The 15,424-nt window shown below is 70.8% G+C and carries 9 protein-coding genes; 1 reads left to right on the forward strand and 8 read right to left on the reverse strand.

Going from position 1 to position 15,424, the window contains the following annotated elements; all coding sequences use genetic code 11:
- Window positions 1–22: 22 nt before the first annotated feature.
- From WN71_RS23445 to WN71_RS23460, 4 genes are all read right to left on the reverse strand, one after another.
- Window positions 23–4,294, reverse strand: coding sequence for a discoidin domain-containing protein (locus WN71_RS23445; RefSeq protein WP_046584792.1), 4,272 nt, complete (start codon window positions 4,292–4,294; stop codon window positions 23–25).
- Window positions 4,295–4,670: 376 nt separating this feature from the next.
- Window positions 4,671–5,660: an ornithine cyclodeaminase family protein gene (locus WN71_RS23450; protein ID WP_046584791.1), complete on the reverse strand. Its 990-nt coding sequence runs from the start codon at window positions 5,658–5,660 to the stop codon at window positions 4,671–4,673.
- A 264-nt stretch (window positions 5,661–5,924) separates the two neighbouring features.
- Entirely contained in the window at window positions 5,925–7,316 is a 1,392-nt protein-coding gene (locus tag WN71_RS23455) for a HupE/UreJ family protein (protein WP_046584790.1), read from the reverse strand.
- Entirely contained in the window at window positions 7,313–8,647 is a 1,335-nt protein-coding gene (locus WN71_RS23460; protein ID WP_052743004.1) for a DUF3500 domain-containing protein, read from the reverse strand. Before WN71_RS23460 ends, WN71_RS23455 begins: the two co-directional genes overlap by 4 nt.
- Before the next feature lie 322 nt (window positions 8,648–8,969).
- Between WN71_RS23460 and WN71_RS23465 the strand changes: the two genes are divergently transcribed.
- The gene (locus tag WN71_RS23465) at window positions 8,970–9,602 is read left to right on the forward strand and encodes a DUF1345 domain-containing protein (protein ID WP_046584789.1); all 633 of its coding nucleotides are present in this window, start codon (window positions 8,970–8,972) and stop codon (window positions 9,600–9,602) included.
- A 16-nt stretch (window positions 9,603–9,618) separates the two neighbouring features.
- On the opposite strand, the gene WN71_RS23470 is transcribed toward WN71_RS23465, so the two are convergent.
- Genes WN71_RS23470 through WN71_RS23485 form a run of 4 tightly spaced genes read right to left on the reverse strand, consistent with a single transcriptional unit; the run spans window position 9,619 to window position 15,150 of the window.
- Window positions 9,619–10,677: an NlpC/P60 family protein gene (locus tag WN71_RS23470; protein WP_046584788.1), complete on the reverse strand. Its 1,059-nt coding sequence runs from the start codon at window positions 10,675–10,677 to the stop codon at window positions 9,619–9,621.
- A gap of 37 nt (window positions 10,678–10,714) precedes the next feature.
- A complete protein-coding gene (locus WN71_RS23475; protein ID WP_037621835.1) occupies window positions 10,715–11,197 on the reverse strand; it encodes a poly-gamma-glutamate biosynthesis protein PgsC/CapC in 483 nt (160 codons plus the stop codon).
- On the reverse strand, window positions 11,194–12,882 hold the full coding sequence (pgsB, locus tag WN71_RS23480; RefSeq protein WP_052743003.1) for a poly-gamma-glutamate synthase PgsB: 1,689 nt from the start codon (window positions 12,880–12,882) through the stop codon (window positions 11,194–11,196). Before pgsB ends, WN71_RS23475 begins: the two co-directional genes overlap by 4 nt.
- Window positions 12,883–12,888: 6 nt before the next feature.
- Window positions 12,889–15,150 (reverse strand): HAMP domain-containing protein, encoded by a 2,262-nt coding sequence (locus WN71_RS23485; protein ID WP_079178046.1) that lies wholly within the window; start codon window positions 15,148–15,150, stop codon window positions 12,889–12,891.
- Window positions 15,151–15,424: the final 274 nt, after the last annotated feature.

Consider the following 15,424-nt stretch of genomic DNA (forward strand, 5'->3'; position numbering starts at 1 on the left):
GCCGTCCGGTACCGCTCCCGGGTCACTCGATGTTGATCTTGAAGGTGGTGGTCGTGTTGCGGATGTCCTGGGCGTTGCCGCTCATCTTCAGGTTGCGGAAGGTGGCTTCGCCGACCGCCGGTCCCTGGCCGGGTTCGGGGAGTTCGTTGGCCCAGATGCCGAATCCGGACTTGGCGTCGAACGCGTCTCCGCTCTTCTTGGAGTCGGTGATGGAGATGTCGGTGAAGACGGTGTCCTTCACCGGGTTCTGCGCCACGCCGCCGACGTAGTTGGTCTGGAACATGACGCCCCCGTAGGTGGAGTCGTCGATGTCGACGTCGTTGACGCGGATGCCCTGGAAGACCTTGGAGGCGGAGAAGGCCCAGATGGCGGGGAAGACCTGGGAGCCCCAGAAGTGGCCGCCCGTCCGGTCCAGGGAGACGTTCTCGATCGTCGTCGGATCGGTGCCGAAGCCGTTCATCGGGTAGCCGAAGTCCAGCGAGGAGATCGTGATGCCGGAGTAGACGAGGGTGTCGGCGACGCGGATGTTGCGGAAGGTGTTGTCGTAGCCGCCGTAGACGGCGATGCCGGCCGCGCGCCAGGTCAGGGTCGACGTGAGGTTCTCGTAGAGGTTGTTCTTCTCGTCGGCGCCTCCGGCGTCGATCGCGGAGAACAGGGCGAAGCTGTCGTCGCCCGTGGCGCGGGCGTCGTTGTTGGTGACGTGGTTGTCGGTGGAGCCGTTCGTCATGTTGACGCCGTCGGCGAAGGTGTCACGGATGCGGGAGTTCTCGATGGTCATGCTGTCGGTGTTGGCGCCCCAGTACAGGCACACCATGTGCTCGGCCCAGATGTCGTCGATGGTGATGTGGGCGACACCCGCGAAGTCGAAGACCTTGCCCGGGCCGTCGATACGGGAGGTGTAGTTGCCGAAGTAGGCGAAGCCGGCGAACGTCGAGCCGTTCGCGGTGGAGTCGGCGCGGAAACCGATGTCGGTGTTCTCCTGTGAGGAGGGCGCGTGGAAGCGGGTGAACCACGGTCCCGCTCCGACGACCTTGACCGCCTTGCCGTAGACCTGGAACTTGCTGGAGGTCTCGTAGTCACCGGCGGGCAGGTAGACGCCGACGAGCTTGCCGGTGGTGTCCATGCGGACCTTGTCGAGGGCGTTCTGCACGTCCTGCTGCCCGAAGCCGGCCGGGACCACGTACGCGGCCGGGTCCGGGTTCGGATCCGCCGTCGCCTGCTCGGTGTTGACGAAGTCGATGGCGTAGGTGGAGGTGTTGGCGGCGTCCTTCTGGAGCCGGATCTTGGAACCGGCCTGGACGGTCTTGCCGAGGAGCAGGTTCGCCTCGTCGTAGATGTGGCGCGGGGCGCCGGAGCCGGACGAGTTGCCGGGTGCGGTCTCGTCGCCGTACAGCCAGGCGTACTTCGAGGTGAGGTCGATGGCCTTGAGGAACTGTCCGTCGACGTAGACGTCCAGCGTCGTGGTGGTGCCGTCGGGGATGGAGAAGCGGGTGACCAGGGTGTTCGTCGCGGCACGGGTGGTCCACTCGACGTACTGACCGGTGGCGTCGAGGGTCACGGCCTTGCGGCCGCTGGCCTCGCCCGCGATGTCGCCGATGGTGCGGTTGGGGCCGACCACCTTGGCGCCGCCGCCGACCGTGCCGTCCTCGGCCTCGTACATGTCGTACGGCATGTCGGCGCCGCGGCCGACGAACAGGGCTTGCGTGGTGGTGTTGTTGTCCCGCTTGACCGGCAGTTCGTTGTCGTCCGCGGCGATGACGGTCTTCACGGTGTACTTGCCGTTGACGGCCGTCCACGAGCCGAGGCTCACGGGTGCGGTGGTCTGGCCGGCGGCGATGGCGCCGCTGTAGGAGCCGGTGAGGGTCTTGACCGTGGCGCCGTTCGCGTCCTGGACGGTCAGGGTCACCCCGTGGGAGCCGGTGGCCGAGTCCACCGTGCCCTGGTTCTTGAGGGCGACGGAGAAGGTGACGTTGTCGCCGCCGGAGGCGCTGGAGGGGGTCCAGGAGACGGGAGCGGCGACGAGGTCGGAGCTGGAGACGGGCTTGACGACCAGGGCGTCGGAGCGGGCGAAGGTGTTGTTCCCCTCGTTCTGCTCGATGACCTTGTTCGACGGGTCCACCTCGGCGCCGACCGGGTAACTGCCCGCGTCCCGGGTGCCGATGCTCGCGGTCACCGTCGCCGACGCACCGGCCGCGAGCGCCGGGACATCGGCCGTGGCCGCCTTCGTGCCGCCGAGCGTGAAGTTCAGGTCGGTGGCCTTGGACGCCTTGGTGCCGCCGTTGGTGACGGTCGCGGACAGGCTGATCGTGTCCGACTCGACCGGCGCGGACGGGGCGTTGGTGATGCCGGTTACCTTCAGGTCCGGGTTGGCGGACGGGGTGCCGATCACCTGGAGCTCGGCCACCTGCGCGCCCGGGGCGCCCGAGTTGGAGGTGAACTTGAGCTGGATGTCGGCGGCCGCGCCGGAGACCGGGATGGTCACCGTGTTGCCGGTGGACGGATTGAACGTGTAGTCCTTCGCCGCCGCGAGACTGGTGAAGTCCGTCGCGTCCTGGTCGCGGCCCAGCACCTGGATGTTCTGGGTGCGCGTGGACCAGGCGGCGTCCGGGTTGAGCTTGACGACGACCTGACCGAGGTCGGCGTTGGCGCCCAGCTTGGTGGTGAGGGTCTCCGGGTACGCCCCGCTGCCGCCCTCCCAATAGGTGCCGACCTGGCCGTCGTTGGCGTTCGTGGCGACATACGTCTGGGTGTACGACGACGCCTCGATCGGCTTGCCCTGCGCGAGGTCGGACCCGGCGCCCGAACCGGCCCGGGTGACGCTGTTGCTCGCCGCCGACACGTTCCCGGCGGCGTCCCTCGCCTTCACGTAGTAGGTGACCGTCGCCGACGCCGACGGGGTGTCGGTGTACGTCGTGACGTCGCCCGCGACGGACTTGAGGAGCTGGCCGCCCGCGTACACGTCGTAGGCGGTGACCTTGACGTTGTCGCTGGAAGCCTGCCAGGTGAGCTTCACGTCGCTGCCGGACTGCGTGTAGGCGAGGCCGCCGGGCGCGGTGGGCGCCTGGGTGTCGCCGCTCGTCCCGGCGCGCGTGACGCTGTTGCTGTTCGCGGAGACGTTGCCCGCGGCGTCCTTGGCCCGCACGAAGTAGGTGATGTCGGTGCCGGCGGGCTGGGTGTCGGTGTAGGTCAGGACGCTGCCCGCGACGCTCGCGCGCAGTTGTCCGTTCGCGTAGACGTCGTAGCCGGTGACGCCCGTGTCGTCGGTGGCCGCGCTCCAGGTCAACTTGATCTGCCCGGAGGCCGGTTCGGTGTAGCTGAGGTTCGACGGCGCGGTGGGCGCCTGCGTGTCGCCCGTCACGGGTCCGTAGACCTCCAGCTCGGACGCCTGCCCGGCGGGCCAGCCGGTGTTGGCGGTGAACAGCACGCGCACGTACCGGGTCGTCACCGTGTCGAGGCTGATGGTCGCCGACTGGTCGTCGGAGCTGTCGAAGGTGTACGCCTTCGAGGCCGTCAGGTCGGTGAAGTTCTGGTTGTCGGTCGAGCCCTGGACCTTGAAGGTCTGGCTGCGGCTCGGCCAGCCGCCGGGCAGCCGCAGGGTCACCTGGTTGATCTTGACGGATGAGCCGAGGTCGACCTGGAGCCACTGGGGGAAGGCGTTGTTGGTGCTCTCCCAGTACGTATTGCGGTTGCCGTCACCGGCGTTGGCGGCGCCGTAGACATCGGCGTGCCCGCTCTCCGTGAACGTCTTGCCCTGGGCGAGGTTGGGGGTGGACGCGGCGCTCGTGAGGACCTGCATCTCGGCGAGCTGGGCGGTGGAGGCGGCCGAATTCTTCGTGAAGTCGGCCCGCACGTACCGGGCGAGGGTCGCCGGGAAGGAGACCTTCACCGTGTTCCCGTCGCCCGGGCTGAACGTGTACCGGGCGGACGACTTGAGCGTGGCGAAGCTCTTTCCGTCGGCGCTGCCCTGGAGGGAGAGGGTCTGACTGCGGGTCTGCCACTGGGCGGGGAGCCGCAGCACGACCTCGCGGACCCGCTCGGTCCGCCCGAGGTCGGTCTGCACCCACTGGGCCGACTTCCTTCCGGCCTGCCAGTAGGTGTCGGCGTCGCCGTCGGTGATGTTGGCGGCCGCGTGGGCGTGCAACGCGCTGCCGGCCCGGGTGGCGGCGTCCGCGGCGGCGTCGGGGCCGCCGGCCGCGTGCGCGGCGACGGCGGGCAGGCCGAGGACCAGGACGGCGCACGCGAGCGCGGCTGTCGCCGCGCGCCGTCTCGGTGTTCTGTGCTGGTGTCGCATCATGCGGAGTCACTCCCTGCGGGGGTGCGCGCGCCGAGGCGCGGCGCGAGGGCGGCTCGTTCATGGACAGAGCGATGGTGCGCCAGTTCTTGCGTGGTTTCATCGCAGAATTGCAGAGCTGTGTGAATACGTCTACAGATCAGGCAGCGCCAATTTCGCGTCGGCGCCCGGCAGTCTGGCCTCAGGACGCACGCGCGAGGGCGCGCGAGGGCGTGTTCGCGGTCGAAGTCGGCCACTTCGCCGACCTGATGACACTTATGGCACGGGCGGCACGCCGCATACGCCTTGCGCCGCGCTGCGCAAGCGGGCGCAAGCAATGCAATTTCTTGCGTACGTCTATGTCATCGGACGGCTCGGGTCTGCGGCTCCGGCGGCAGCCCTACCGCAGCGTGATCTCCTCGCCGACCGACTGTTCGCGCGCGGCCGCGAGGACGAGGGCGGTGGCCGCGGCGTCCTGGACCGCTACGCCGACCGATTTGTAGAGGGTGATCTGATCGGGCGTGGTGCGCCCGGGCCGACTGCCGTCGACGAGCTCGCCGAGCTCGGCGTGAAGGTGGTCGGCGGTGATGAGCCCGTCGCGGAGGGGTGCGAGCAGGTCGTTGCTGCCGCCGAAGAGCGGGGAGAGCACGGCACGGCGCGACTCGACGCACACGAGGGCTTCGGCGATCGTGGCGTCGTCGATCTCACGGCCGGCCGGGTTGAAGCCGACGGACGTGATGTGGACGCCGGGAGCGAGCCAGGGGCGGCGGATCACGGGTTCGACGGCGTGCGTCGCCGCGGCGGCGATGTCGGCGCCGTCGAGCGCCTCGGCGTAGCCGGCCACGGCCCGGACCTCGACCTCCAGGGCGGCGCCGAGTTCCTCGGCCAGCGCGGCGGCCTTCGCCCGGTCGCGGCCCGCCACGCGGATCTGTTCGAGCGGGCGGACCCTGGAGATCGCGTGGGCATGGGAGCGGGCCTGCACGCCGGTCCCCAGCACGGCCAGCACCGTCGCGTCCTCGCGGGCGAGCAGGCGCGCCGACAGCGCGGAGCAGGCGCCGGTGCGCGCCGCGGTGACGGCCTCGCCGTCCAGCAGGGCCGCGGGCTCGCCGGTGGCCGGGTCGAACGCCACGATCAGCGCCTGATGGGTCGGCAGCCGTACGCCGTCGTTGTGCGGAAACAAGGACAGCAGCTTGGTCATGAGCGCACCGGACGACGGCAGATAGCCGGGCATGGCCGCCACCAGCCCGTCACGCTCGGACACTTCGACGGCGACGCGGTCGGGAACCGAGGCACGGCCCGCGCTGAGGTCCGCCATCGCCGGGGCGAGGGCGTCGATCAGGGCGTCCATGGAGAGCAGCGCCTCGACCTGCGAGCGTCCCAGAACCAGCATGCGCTGCACCCTCCTGCCGCCGACCCGGCGGCGATCGGACCACGGGGCGCCGATCCCCCGGCCGTCGGCCGACGAAACACCGGCCCGACGGCCGCCCGGCCGCACCGCCGCACCGCCGCACCGCCCAAGCCTCGGCGCCACCCCCGCTCCCCACCACAGCGACACGCGGCCCGTCCCCGGCACGTTCATCCGTACGCGCCCGTCGGCACCGGGGGCTGGGAACCAGGAACGGCGAACGACCGCGCGGGCCGAGCGCTCCCGTGGTCAGGGGACGGACGCCATGCGGTCCTCCTGTCCGAGCTGCGGCTCCGCCGGGTCGGCGGCCGACGTGCGTCGCCGTGTGGTCAGCGTCCAGGCCGCCGACGCGAGCGCGGTCACCGCGAGACCGGTCAGCAGCGCGGTCGTATGGGATCCGGCACCGTCCGCGGCGCGGGCGACCGGGTTGGGCCGGCCCAGCCGGTCCACCAGCCAGCCCAGCGCCGCCGTGCCCGTGAGCGCGGCGGCCGTCAGGCGCAGCGTCGGCTGCACGCGCAGGCGGGCCAGGACCAGCAGCGAGGGCAGGGCGAGACCGACCAGCAGCAGCTGGACCAGTTCGATGCCGAGGTTGAAGCCGAGCAGACTGGTCACCAACTGTCCGGTGGACAGGTGCATCTCGACCAGCACGAACGAGAACGCCATGCCGTGGCCCAGCCCGAACACCCCCGCCACGACCGCCTCGCGGCCCGGGAACAGGGGCCGGATCGCGTGGACGGCGCCGACGAGGATGCTCGCGGCGATGAACGCCTCGACCGGCCAGGCGGGGATGGCCGGCCGGCCGAGCGCGGTGGCGGCCAGCGCGACGGAGTGCCCGGCGGTGAAGGCCAGCGTGATGCGGCCGATGCGCCCGAGCGCGGCGCGCGGGCCGACGAGACCCTCCCAGCGGCGCCCGCGGACCGCCAGCGGCGCGGGCAGCAACAGGATCAGCAGGAAGAGCAGGTGGTCGGTCCCGGTGAGGATGTGGTCGCCGCCCAGGTCGAGCATGGCGAGGAAGCCGCGCCAGGCGCTGCCGGCACCGAGATCGACCTTCAGGGCGGGAACCTTCATGGTCCGGGTGTCGATGCGGATGGTGCCGACCTGGGTCGTGCCCCGGCCGTCGACCTGCCCGGCCGCCCAGTCCTGACGTACCGTCACCAGAACCACGTGCGTGACGACTTGGTGGACGATGACGTCGTAGCCGAAGGAGAAGTGCCGTACGTCCGCGTCGGCCGGCGGGGTCAGCACGGCCTCGGCGACCAGTTCGCGGTAGGGGCCGGTCGAGGTCTGCTCGGTGCGGCCGAGGCTGAGCGCGCCGATGGTCACCCGCCATGCCGTGCCCGAGGTGGTGGCCGGACGGATGTGGCGGGCGAGATAGGCGCGGACGGAGGGCGCCTTCCCGGCCAGCCCCGCCTTGGTCGAGTCGCTGAGATCGATGCCGCTGGCCACGGCGAACTCGCCCGTCGGCAGTTCGAGCGTCGCGTTCACCGAGGTCTGGTGGACGTCGAGTTGTACGACCGAGTGCGGCATCGGATGCGCGGCGGCCGGCGACGCCCCGAGCAGGAGCGCCGCCGGAACCGCGATCGCGATCCCGGCCACCAGGCGTGTGAGCGCTGCGGTCAGCCAGTTTCGCGGTCCGGTCATGAGAAGGAGAACTCGCTCCCGTAGTCGCGGGTGTGGTCCCGGTACACGGTGTGGTAGTGGATCTGGTCGCGGTAGACGACACCGTTCTGGCAGACGAACTCGATCCAGACGCCTGGGCCGTCGATGCGGACGTAGTCGCCCTGGGTGTCCAGACCGGTGCCGCCGGAGTAGGCGACGTAGGTCTGGGAGAGCTCCTTGGCGTACGTCTTCATCAGCCGGTCCGCCGTGGCGTCGTCCACGTCGGCGACCCACGGGTGGATGGCGGCCAGGACCAGCTTCTGCTGCTTGGGCGACAGCTCGCCGACCTTGACGCCTTCCTTGGTCTCCGGGAACTTGCCGTCCTGGCCGGGGCCGAGCAGCACGTCGCCGAAGGACTCGGACAGCTTGGCCTCGGCCAGTTGGCCGGTGCTGAGGCTGCCGGTCACCTTGAGCAGGCCGTCGCGGAACTTCGCGAGCGGCGCGTAGGTGGTGCCGTCGTCGGCGGTCCAGCTGGTCGGCTCGACGCCGGTGAAGAACGGGCTGGCGCCCGCCACCTTGCCGTCCTTGTAGGTGATGTTGACGGCGAGGTGGTGCCCGCCGAAGTGCAGCTGCCAGGTGCCGTCCGCCGACGGGGTGCCGAGGAAGGCCAGGTAGTAGGAGCCGCTGCCGTACGAGAAGCCGCCGGGGCCGCCGCCGGAGCCGCCCGCGCCGCCGGACGGCGGGGTGCCGGTGGGGAGGTCGGTGGCGCTCGCGGAGGCGGACGGGTCGGCGGAGTCCGAAGCGGTGTCCGAGGCGGAGTCGGCCGGCTCCGCCGAGTCCGAAGCCGAGTCGGAGGCGGAGTCCGAAGCCGACTCCGAGGCCGAGGTGGACGCCGAGTCGGTCGGCTCCGCGGAGGTCCCGGTGGAGTCGGAGCCGGACGCCTCCGCCGCGGCCAGCACGTCGTCGGCCTTGAGGGTCTGCAGGACATGCTCGTAGCCGGTGTCCTTGCCGGACCCCAGGGCCACCTTCAGCACATGCTCCGCGGCGGCCAGTTGATCGTCGGTCAGGGTGCCGAAGCCGATGCCCGGCCGGCAGGAGGAACCGCACGGCAGGTTCGACCACGCGGTCGCGTTCGCCTGCGAGAAGTCCAGGACCGTCGACGTCTGCTGGTCGGAGTCCAGGGTGTTCAGGAACGCGTTGGCGGCGCTGACCACGGCCGCGACACCCTTTGCGTTCTTGTCGACGGGCCGCTTGACGGCCGCCGCCTTCGTCTCACCGACGGTCGAGGCGTTGGCCACGGCCAGGCCACCGCCCGCGAGAAGCACACCGGCGGCCACGCCGGCGATACCGCGCCAGGCCCTGCGGCTGCGCATCCGACTTGTTCTCTCTTTGCTCATGACGCTCCCTCAGGACAGGGGTGGGAGACGGCACCACAGGTGGTCCTGCAGTGCCGTCCCGGGGACTCGCGCGCGATCGACGAGAGAACTATCAGCAATATTGTTGACAACTCAATGCGCGGACCTCCGGCCTGGGACCTATTTGATGAGATTGCTCCGCATATAAAGAAAAAGTACTGGGCTCGTTGACAGGTGGTGCCTATCTCGGCTTCAGGCGCCGGGACGGAGTGGAATCCGGGCCTCGTGGAGGCGAGTTCCGCCAGGGAGGGCCGGGGCGCCGAAGCTAAGGTGAGGGCGCATGAGCATCTGGTTGCCCCTGGACGCCGTGCCGCGCCTCGCCGCCTCGGTGGTCCTCGGAGCCGCGGTCGGCGTCGCCGTCGGACTGGCGACGGACGGGGCGCTGGGCGGGCTGGCCGCGATCGCCACGACGGAACTGTGCTTCGTGCTGGCGGGCTGGGCGGTGCTGTGGCCGATGGACGCCGAGGCGACCCACCACAACGTGCGCCGCGAGGACTTCCGGCCCGTGCTGGACGAACTCGTCGTCGTCGGCGTGGCGTTGTGCGGGTTGCTCGCCATCGTGCTGCTGCTCGTGCGGGGCCGGACCGACAACGAGCACGTCGCGGCCGCGACCGCCGTGTGCGGAGTCTTCACCGCGTGGGCGGCGCTGCACCTGATGTACGCCGCCCGGTACGCCTACCTCTACCACCAGGACGGCGGCGGCATCGACTTCAACTCGCCACGCCCGCCCGCGTACCGGGACTTCTTCTACTTCAGCTACAACCTGGGCATGACCTACCAGGTGTCGGACACCGCCGTGTCGAGCACGACGATCCGCGCGATCGTGCTCCGCCACACCCTGCTGTCCTACGTCTTCGGCACCAGCATCCTGGCCACCGCGATCAACCTGGTCGTGGGGATCGTCAGCAGCTGACGGTCCCCACGACGGCTCACAGGCGCTTGGCGCTGCGCAGCAGGCCCGCGTAGAAGCCGTTGCCGTCGATGCGGGAGGCGCCGCCCTTGTCGCCCATGGTCGGGCCGTTGACCTCCTTGCGGCTGGAGATGAAGACGCGGTGGCCGTCGGTGTCCACGCCCAGGTACATGGCGACGTGGTCCAGGTGGTTGCCGGTGCGGTGGTCCATCTTGAAGAACAGGAGGTCGCCGGGCTGGACCACGTCGATGTTCTGGGGACGGGTGTACCAGGGGGACGGGCCGGACAGCTTCAGGATGTCGACGCCGACGTCCGAGCGGGCCATGCCGTCGGCGCTGCGCGGCAGGCCGTCGCCGGAGGCGTTCGTCGACATCAGCGGATAGCGGGCCCGGTAGCCCCAGACCATCCGCATGAACCCGGAGCAGTCCAGGGCGCGGTAGCGCTCCTTGCGCGCCACCATCGTGGTGCCGTCGCGGAAGGTGTAGTCGATGCCCAGGTAGTCGTAGAAGTCGTTCTGTTCGAGGCGGTCGACGCCGTCCTCCTTGTAGGGGCCGAAGACCGCGTCGCCCGCGTACGGGACACCCTCGTCGTCCTTCTTCACGGGTGCGCCGTCGACGTACTGGAAGGCGAACGCGAAGATGTCGTCCTCCTCGCTGCCGTAGTACTCCTTGAACCAGTCCTTGAACCACTGCTCCTTCTCGGCGCCCTTGCCCCAGGCCTCCGGCATCAGGCGCACCCAGTCCTGGGTGACCACGCGGGACTGGGTGTTGGCCGGCTCGGTGAAGGTGCGCGAGGGCCCCCGGAGGGTCGCGGTGCGGGCCCCGTCGGTGAAGGTGGCCAGGATGTCGCCGTTCTCCCCGCGCAGCACGGAGCGCGTCGGATTGTTCAGGCGCTCCCAGGTCTGCTTCCCGGTGGCCTTGCCCGAGTTCTCCAGGTCGGGCGTGTCGGTCACGGCCTGCACGGCCGGGACCTTCGCCTGCTCGTCCTTGCGGAGTTCGTAGGTGAGGTACGAGCTGCCCGCGAGCAGCGCGAGGACCGTGAACGTGTGGAGGACGGGGCGGCCTTTGCTCTTCGGCATGGTGACGGCTCCAGGGGTGTGCGGAAGTCGGGCGGGCTCAGGCGGACGGCATGGCGCCGAGCAGGATTCCGGCGGTCAGCACGACGTAGGTGGCGAGGGTGACCGTGCCGGTCGACAGCAGCGTGGCCCCCTTGGGCTGGCGCACCAGCTGGTAGCCGACGAGACCGGGCACGATGAAGCCGAGGGTCTGGTTGGCGTAGAGCAGCGGGAACTCCATCTGGAGCACGATGATCACGGTGGCCTGGATCAGCACGCCGCTCAGCACGACGGCCGCGAACAGGCGCTTGCCGTAGAGGATCACGAAGCGCTGGAGCAGCAGCGTGGTGACGTACGTCAGGACCGTCACGCCGACGACCAGGGCCGCGCGCTGGAGGTCCTCGATGAGGGTGAGCGCCAGCCAGCCCGGGGTGATCATGCCGCCGGGCGAGAGGTTGGTCGTGAGGTAGCAGATCAGCGAGAACATCAGGCCCAGGCCGATGCCGATCGCGGCGATCTCGGGGGTGAGGACGGAGGGGATCAACGGGGTTCTCCTGGGCTGTACCACTGCTGGGGGTCGTCGTCGGTGCGGGTGCGGGGGACGCGCGGTTCGAACACGCCGCGGGCGGGGGGCGGCGCAGCGGGACCCGAGGGGTGCGGACGTACGGCGCCGGGGGCCGGCGACGCGCCCGGCCAGGACTCGCCGTCGTGCCCGGGCCGGTGTTCGTGCCCGGGCGGGTACGCCCGCGGTCGGAAGTGACCCTCGTACCCGGGCTCCGCGTGGGGCCGACCGTGGTCCGTGGTGCGCTGCGCGGGCATCTGCGGCGGCGCGTACCGCGTCTCGTACGCGGGCGGGTACTGCTCGTAGGGGTCGATCCGTGGCGCGTAGAGCTGCACGGTCTCGACGTGTTCGGGTACGGCCGCCGGGACGCGCGGCCGCTCGGCGGGGCGGCCGGGACCGGCGGTGGGCGCCGAGCCGCTGTCCCGGTCTGCGTCTCGGCTTCCGTCCCCGCCCGCGCCGCGCCGACGGGGCTCCTCGTCCGCGCTGTCGTCCGCGGGGAGTTCGGCGAGGTGCTCCAGGAGGTGCTCGCCCTGGCCGTGGATGTTGCCGATGGCGACCAGCGAGGTGTCGGGGCCGAGCTCGTCGAGCAGCAGCCGCATGAACTCCTCGGGGTCGCGGCGGTCGCCGCCGAGGTCGACCGCGCGGGAGCGGTACTCCGGGGGCATGGCGTCGATGGCGCTCTTGGCCGGGTGTCCGATCACGAAGACCTTGTCGGGGTCCAGGTCGGGGATGATCTCGCCCATCTGCCCGTTGCGCTCGACGCGGTCGGGGCGGCAGTTGATGACCACGTTGAGCGGGCGGTGGACGGCGCCGAGGTCGAGCAGCTGGTTGATGTTCATCAGCGTCGACTCGGGGTCGTTGGCCGCGAAGACGTTGGCGAAGCGGAGTCTCTTGCCGTCCTCGGTGACGTACCGCTCGACCGAGAGGACACCGGGGTCCGGGGGCGCGTCGTACATGCCCTGGAGTGCGGTCCGGCGGTCCACACCGAGCAGTTCGGCGACGGTGAGCGCGATCGCCACGTTCTCCTTGAAGGTGAACCAGCTGAAGCCGCGCAGCTCCTCGTCGGTGACCGACTCCGGGTTGGCGTAGACCAGCTTGCAGTCGCGGGACTCCGCCTCCTCCTTGAGGATCGCGAACCGGTCCCGCTCGGCGGTGACGCAGATGCCGCCCTCCGGCATGGACCGGGACAGTGAGCGGGCCACGTCGTCGAGGGTGGGTCCCATCTCGGCGAGGTGGTCCTCACGGACGTTGCACAGGACGCCGATGGTGGAGCGGATCAGCTTGGACTGGTTGATCTCCTGGAGCGCAGGCATGACGGCCATGCACTCGATGACCAGCGCGTCGGGGTTGTAGGCGGCCGCGCGCCGGACGATGCCGATCTGCTCGACGACGTTGGCGATGCCGAACTTGCGGTAGACCGGCTCCTCGGTGGCGTCGGGGTGGATGAAGCGGGCCGCCGTACCGGTGGTCTTGGCGACGGTGACGAGCCGCCCGCCGCGCAGGGCGCCCGCGCACAGCCGGGTGATGGACGACTTGCCGCGGATGCCGTTGACCAGCACCCGGGTGGGGATGTTGTTGAGGTTGGTGAAGTGCCGCCGTTGTTCGACGATGCCCGCGACCAGCAGGATCACGCAGCACACCAGGAGAACGGTGTAGAGGAAGAGCACGGCCGATCAGTTCCTTACGTGCTGCTCGTGAGCGGTGTCGGGGGCGCGGCGGCGCCCGGTCGGCCGGTCCCTGCGCTGCCCCTGGAGGTACTGGCGCAGGACCTCCAGGGCGCGGGTGACCGCCCCGACCTCGTCGTGGTTGCGCGGGAACAGCACGGTCCTGCGGTCGCCGTCGGCCAGCGCCTCGGCCTGGTCGGCCAGGGCGCGTAGCGGCCGGGCCACCACGATGTGCATCCACCCGAGGCAGGCGACCGCGGCGGCGGCGCCCAGCAGCCCGGCGAGGACGGTGCGGTGCTGGACGTCGTACTCCGGGATGGCGAGCCGGTCGGCCGGCTGCCAGCTGACGACGGTCCAGCCGAGCTTCTTGGCCGGGCCGCCGCCGACGAAGGGGGCCGCGGCCGCGATCTGCACCCCGCCCTCGCGGTAGAGGACGCCGGCGGGGTGCGCCGACTTGCCGACCTTCTGGCCGGCGGCGAGGACGAGATCCTGGAGGCGCTCGCTGGGCAGCGACTGGAAGGCGAGGTAGCCGGTGTTGCCCGCGATGATCTGTCCGTGGTCGTCGACGACGCGTACGACGCCGAGGCCGGGCCTCTTGAGCATCGAGTTGAGGAAGTCGATCCGGAACTCGCCGACCACCGCGGAGCCGTCACGGCCGGGGATCTCGGCGGTGCCGGCCACGATCGGCTTGGTGCCGCCCTGGCCGAGCAGCCGCAGCGGGTCGGCCTCGGCGGGCTTCGGTCCGGCCTCGCGGGGCTTGTCCCCCACCCGCGCGACCACGTGTCCGGAGGCGTCGACGACGTAGAGCGACTGGTAGCGCAGATGCTGGTTGAGGGTGCGGTCCAGCACCTTGGTCATCTCGGCCGGGGTGGTCCGGTCGCCGATCAGCGAGGCCACGGACTGGAGGTCGGCCTCGCCCTCGTTGAGCGCGCGGCGCACCCGGTCGGTGAGGGTGTCGGTGCGCTCGCGCTGGTCGTTCACGAGCTGCTGCGGTACGACGACGGTGCCGTCCGCCCGGTTGAGGACGAGCAGCAGCGGGACCGACCAGGCGAGCAGCAGGACGGCGCTCACGGCGAGCAGGGCACGGGTGCCGACGCGGCGCAGTCCGCGCCCGGCGGGGGCCGGCCCGGTGTCCTCGGCGGGCTCGCCGAGGAGCTGGCGGCGCAGGCGTTCCAGGGCCGTGCCGATCCTGCGGGCCTCGCCGTACCCGGGGACGCTCACCGGGCGGTCCAGGTCGCCGCGGGTGAGCCGGCGCGATTCGAGGAAGAGCCGGATGAGCGGCCGCTGGACCGTGCCGAGCAGGACGGCGACGGCGATACCGCCGATGACCAGCAGGGCGCCGGCGGCGACCAGCCAGAAGACGGACGAGGTGGAACGGGTGGGGTCCTCGGCGACCTTCACCATGGCGACGACGGTGAGGCCGAGGGCGGTGGCGGTGGTGCTCTCGCCGGGCTGCGGGGAGGAGAGGGTGGCGTATCCGGCGACGGACCGGTCGCTGAGCCAGGTGCCGCCGAGCAGGCTGCCGCTCACGCCCAGGTAGCCGCCCGAGCCGGGTTCCTTGGTGCTGAGGGGCTGTCGGCCGGCCTGGGCGGAGGCCTGCTTCGCGAAGGACTTGAGCTGCTTGGTGGAGGCGGCGACCTCCTTGCGCTGGAGCTCGGTGAGGACCTGCTCGGGCTCGGGGATGCCGTCGCTGCTCAGGATCGCCCCGGAGCGGTCGACGACGGCGATCGCCCGGAACTGGCCGAGGCTGATGCCCGGGAACTTGAGGCTGTTGGACGCCACGAGGAGCAGCTGGGGTCTGCCCGGCCAGGACAGCAGCGCGAAGGACAGCAGCCGGACCTCGCCGTTCTCCAGGCGCACCATGCGCGGGGCGAGTCCGCCCTCGGCGCCGAGCGTGGACCGGTCGAGGGAGGTCAGCGGGACGGTCTCGCCGCGGGCCGCGACGAGTTTGCCCGAGCGGATCTCGATGACCGCGGTACCCATCCACTTCTGGTACGTGTTGCCCAGTTTGTCGAGCACGGTGTCGCCGGAGACCGGGTCGCCCGCGCTGAACAGGCCCGCGGCGCGGTCGAGGTCGGTGACCGACTCGTCGATGGAGGCGCGCAGCGCGATCGCGCCGTCCTCCGCGAAGTGCTGCTGGGAGGTCTGTACGGCCTTGGGCAGGCTGGTGTCGCCGGCCGGTCCGAGCACGAGTGCGGTGACGGCGGCGAGCGAGAGGAGGAGCGCCGACAGGACCGCTATGGGCGGACGTATGCCGCCGAGCAGCGACATATCAGCTCTGCGGCGAGCACGGTGCTGCCGCGCCGGGGGCATGAGCGCCAACGGACGGGTCCTCTCGAGGGGGGTGGTGCGGGCGGGCGCGCCGAGGCGGCCCTGACGGCCGTGCGCGAACGGCACGGGGCATCAGTATGAGCCAGGTGAGAAAGAAGTGAGAAAATCGTGTCTTTGCGCGTGTCAGACCGGCGAGCCTGCCAAGGGGTTGTACGGATCCAAAAGTGATCTGAACAACATCGGAACCCCGGCTGAACCGGCGCGGACGCGCCCG

This window comes from Streptomyces mangrovisoli, assembly GCF_000974985.2.
Taxonomy (GTDB): Bacteria; Actinomycetota; Actinomycetes; order Streptomycetales; family Streptomycetaceae; genus Streptomyces; species Streptomyces mangrovisoli.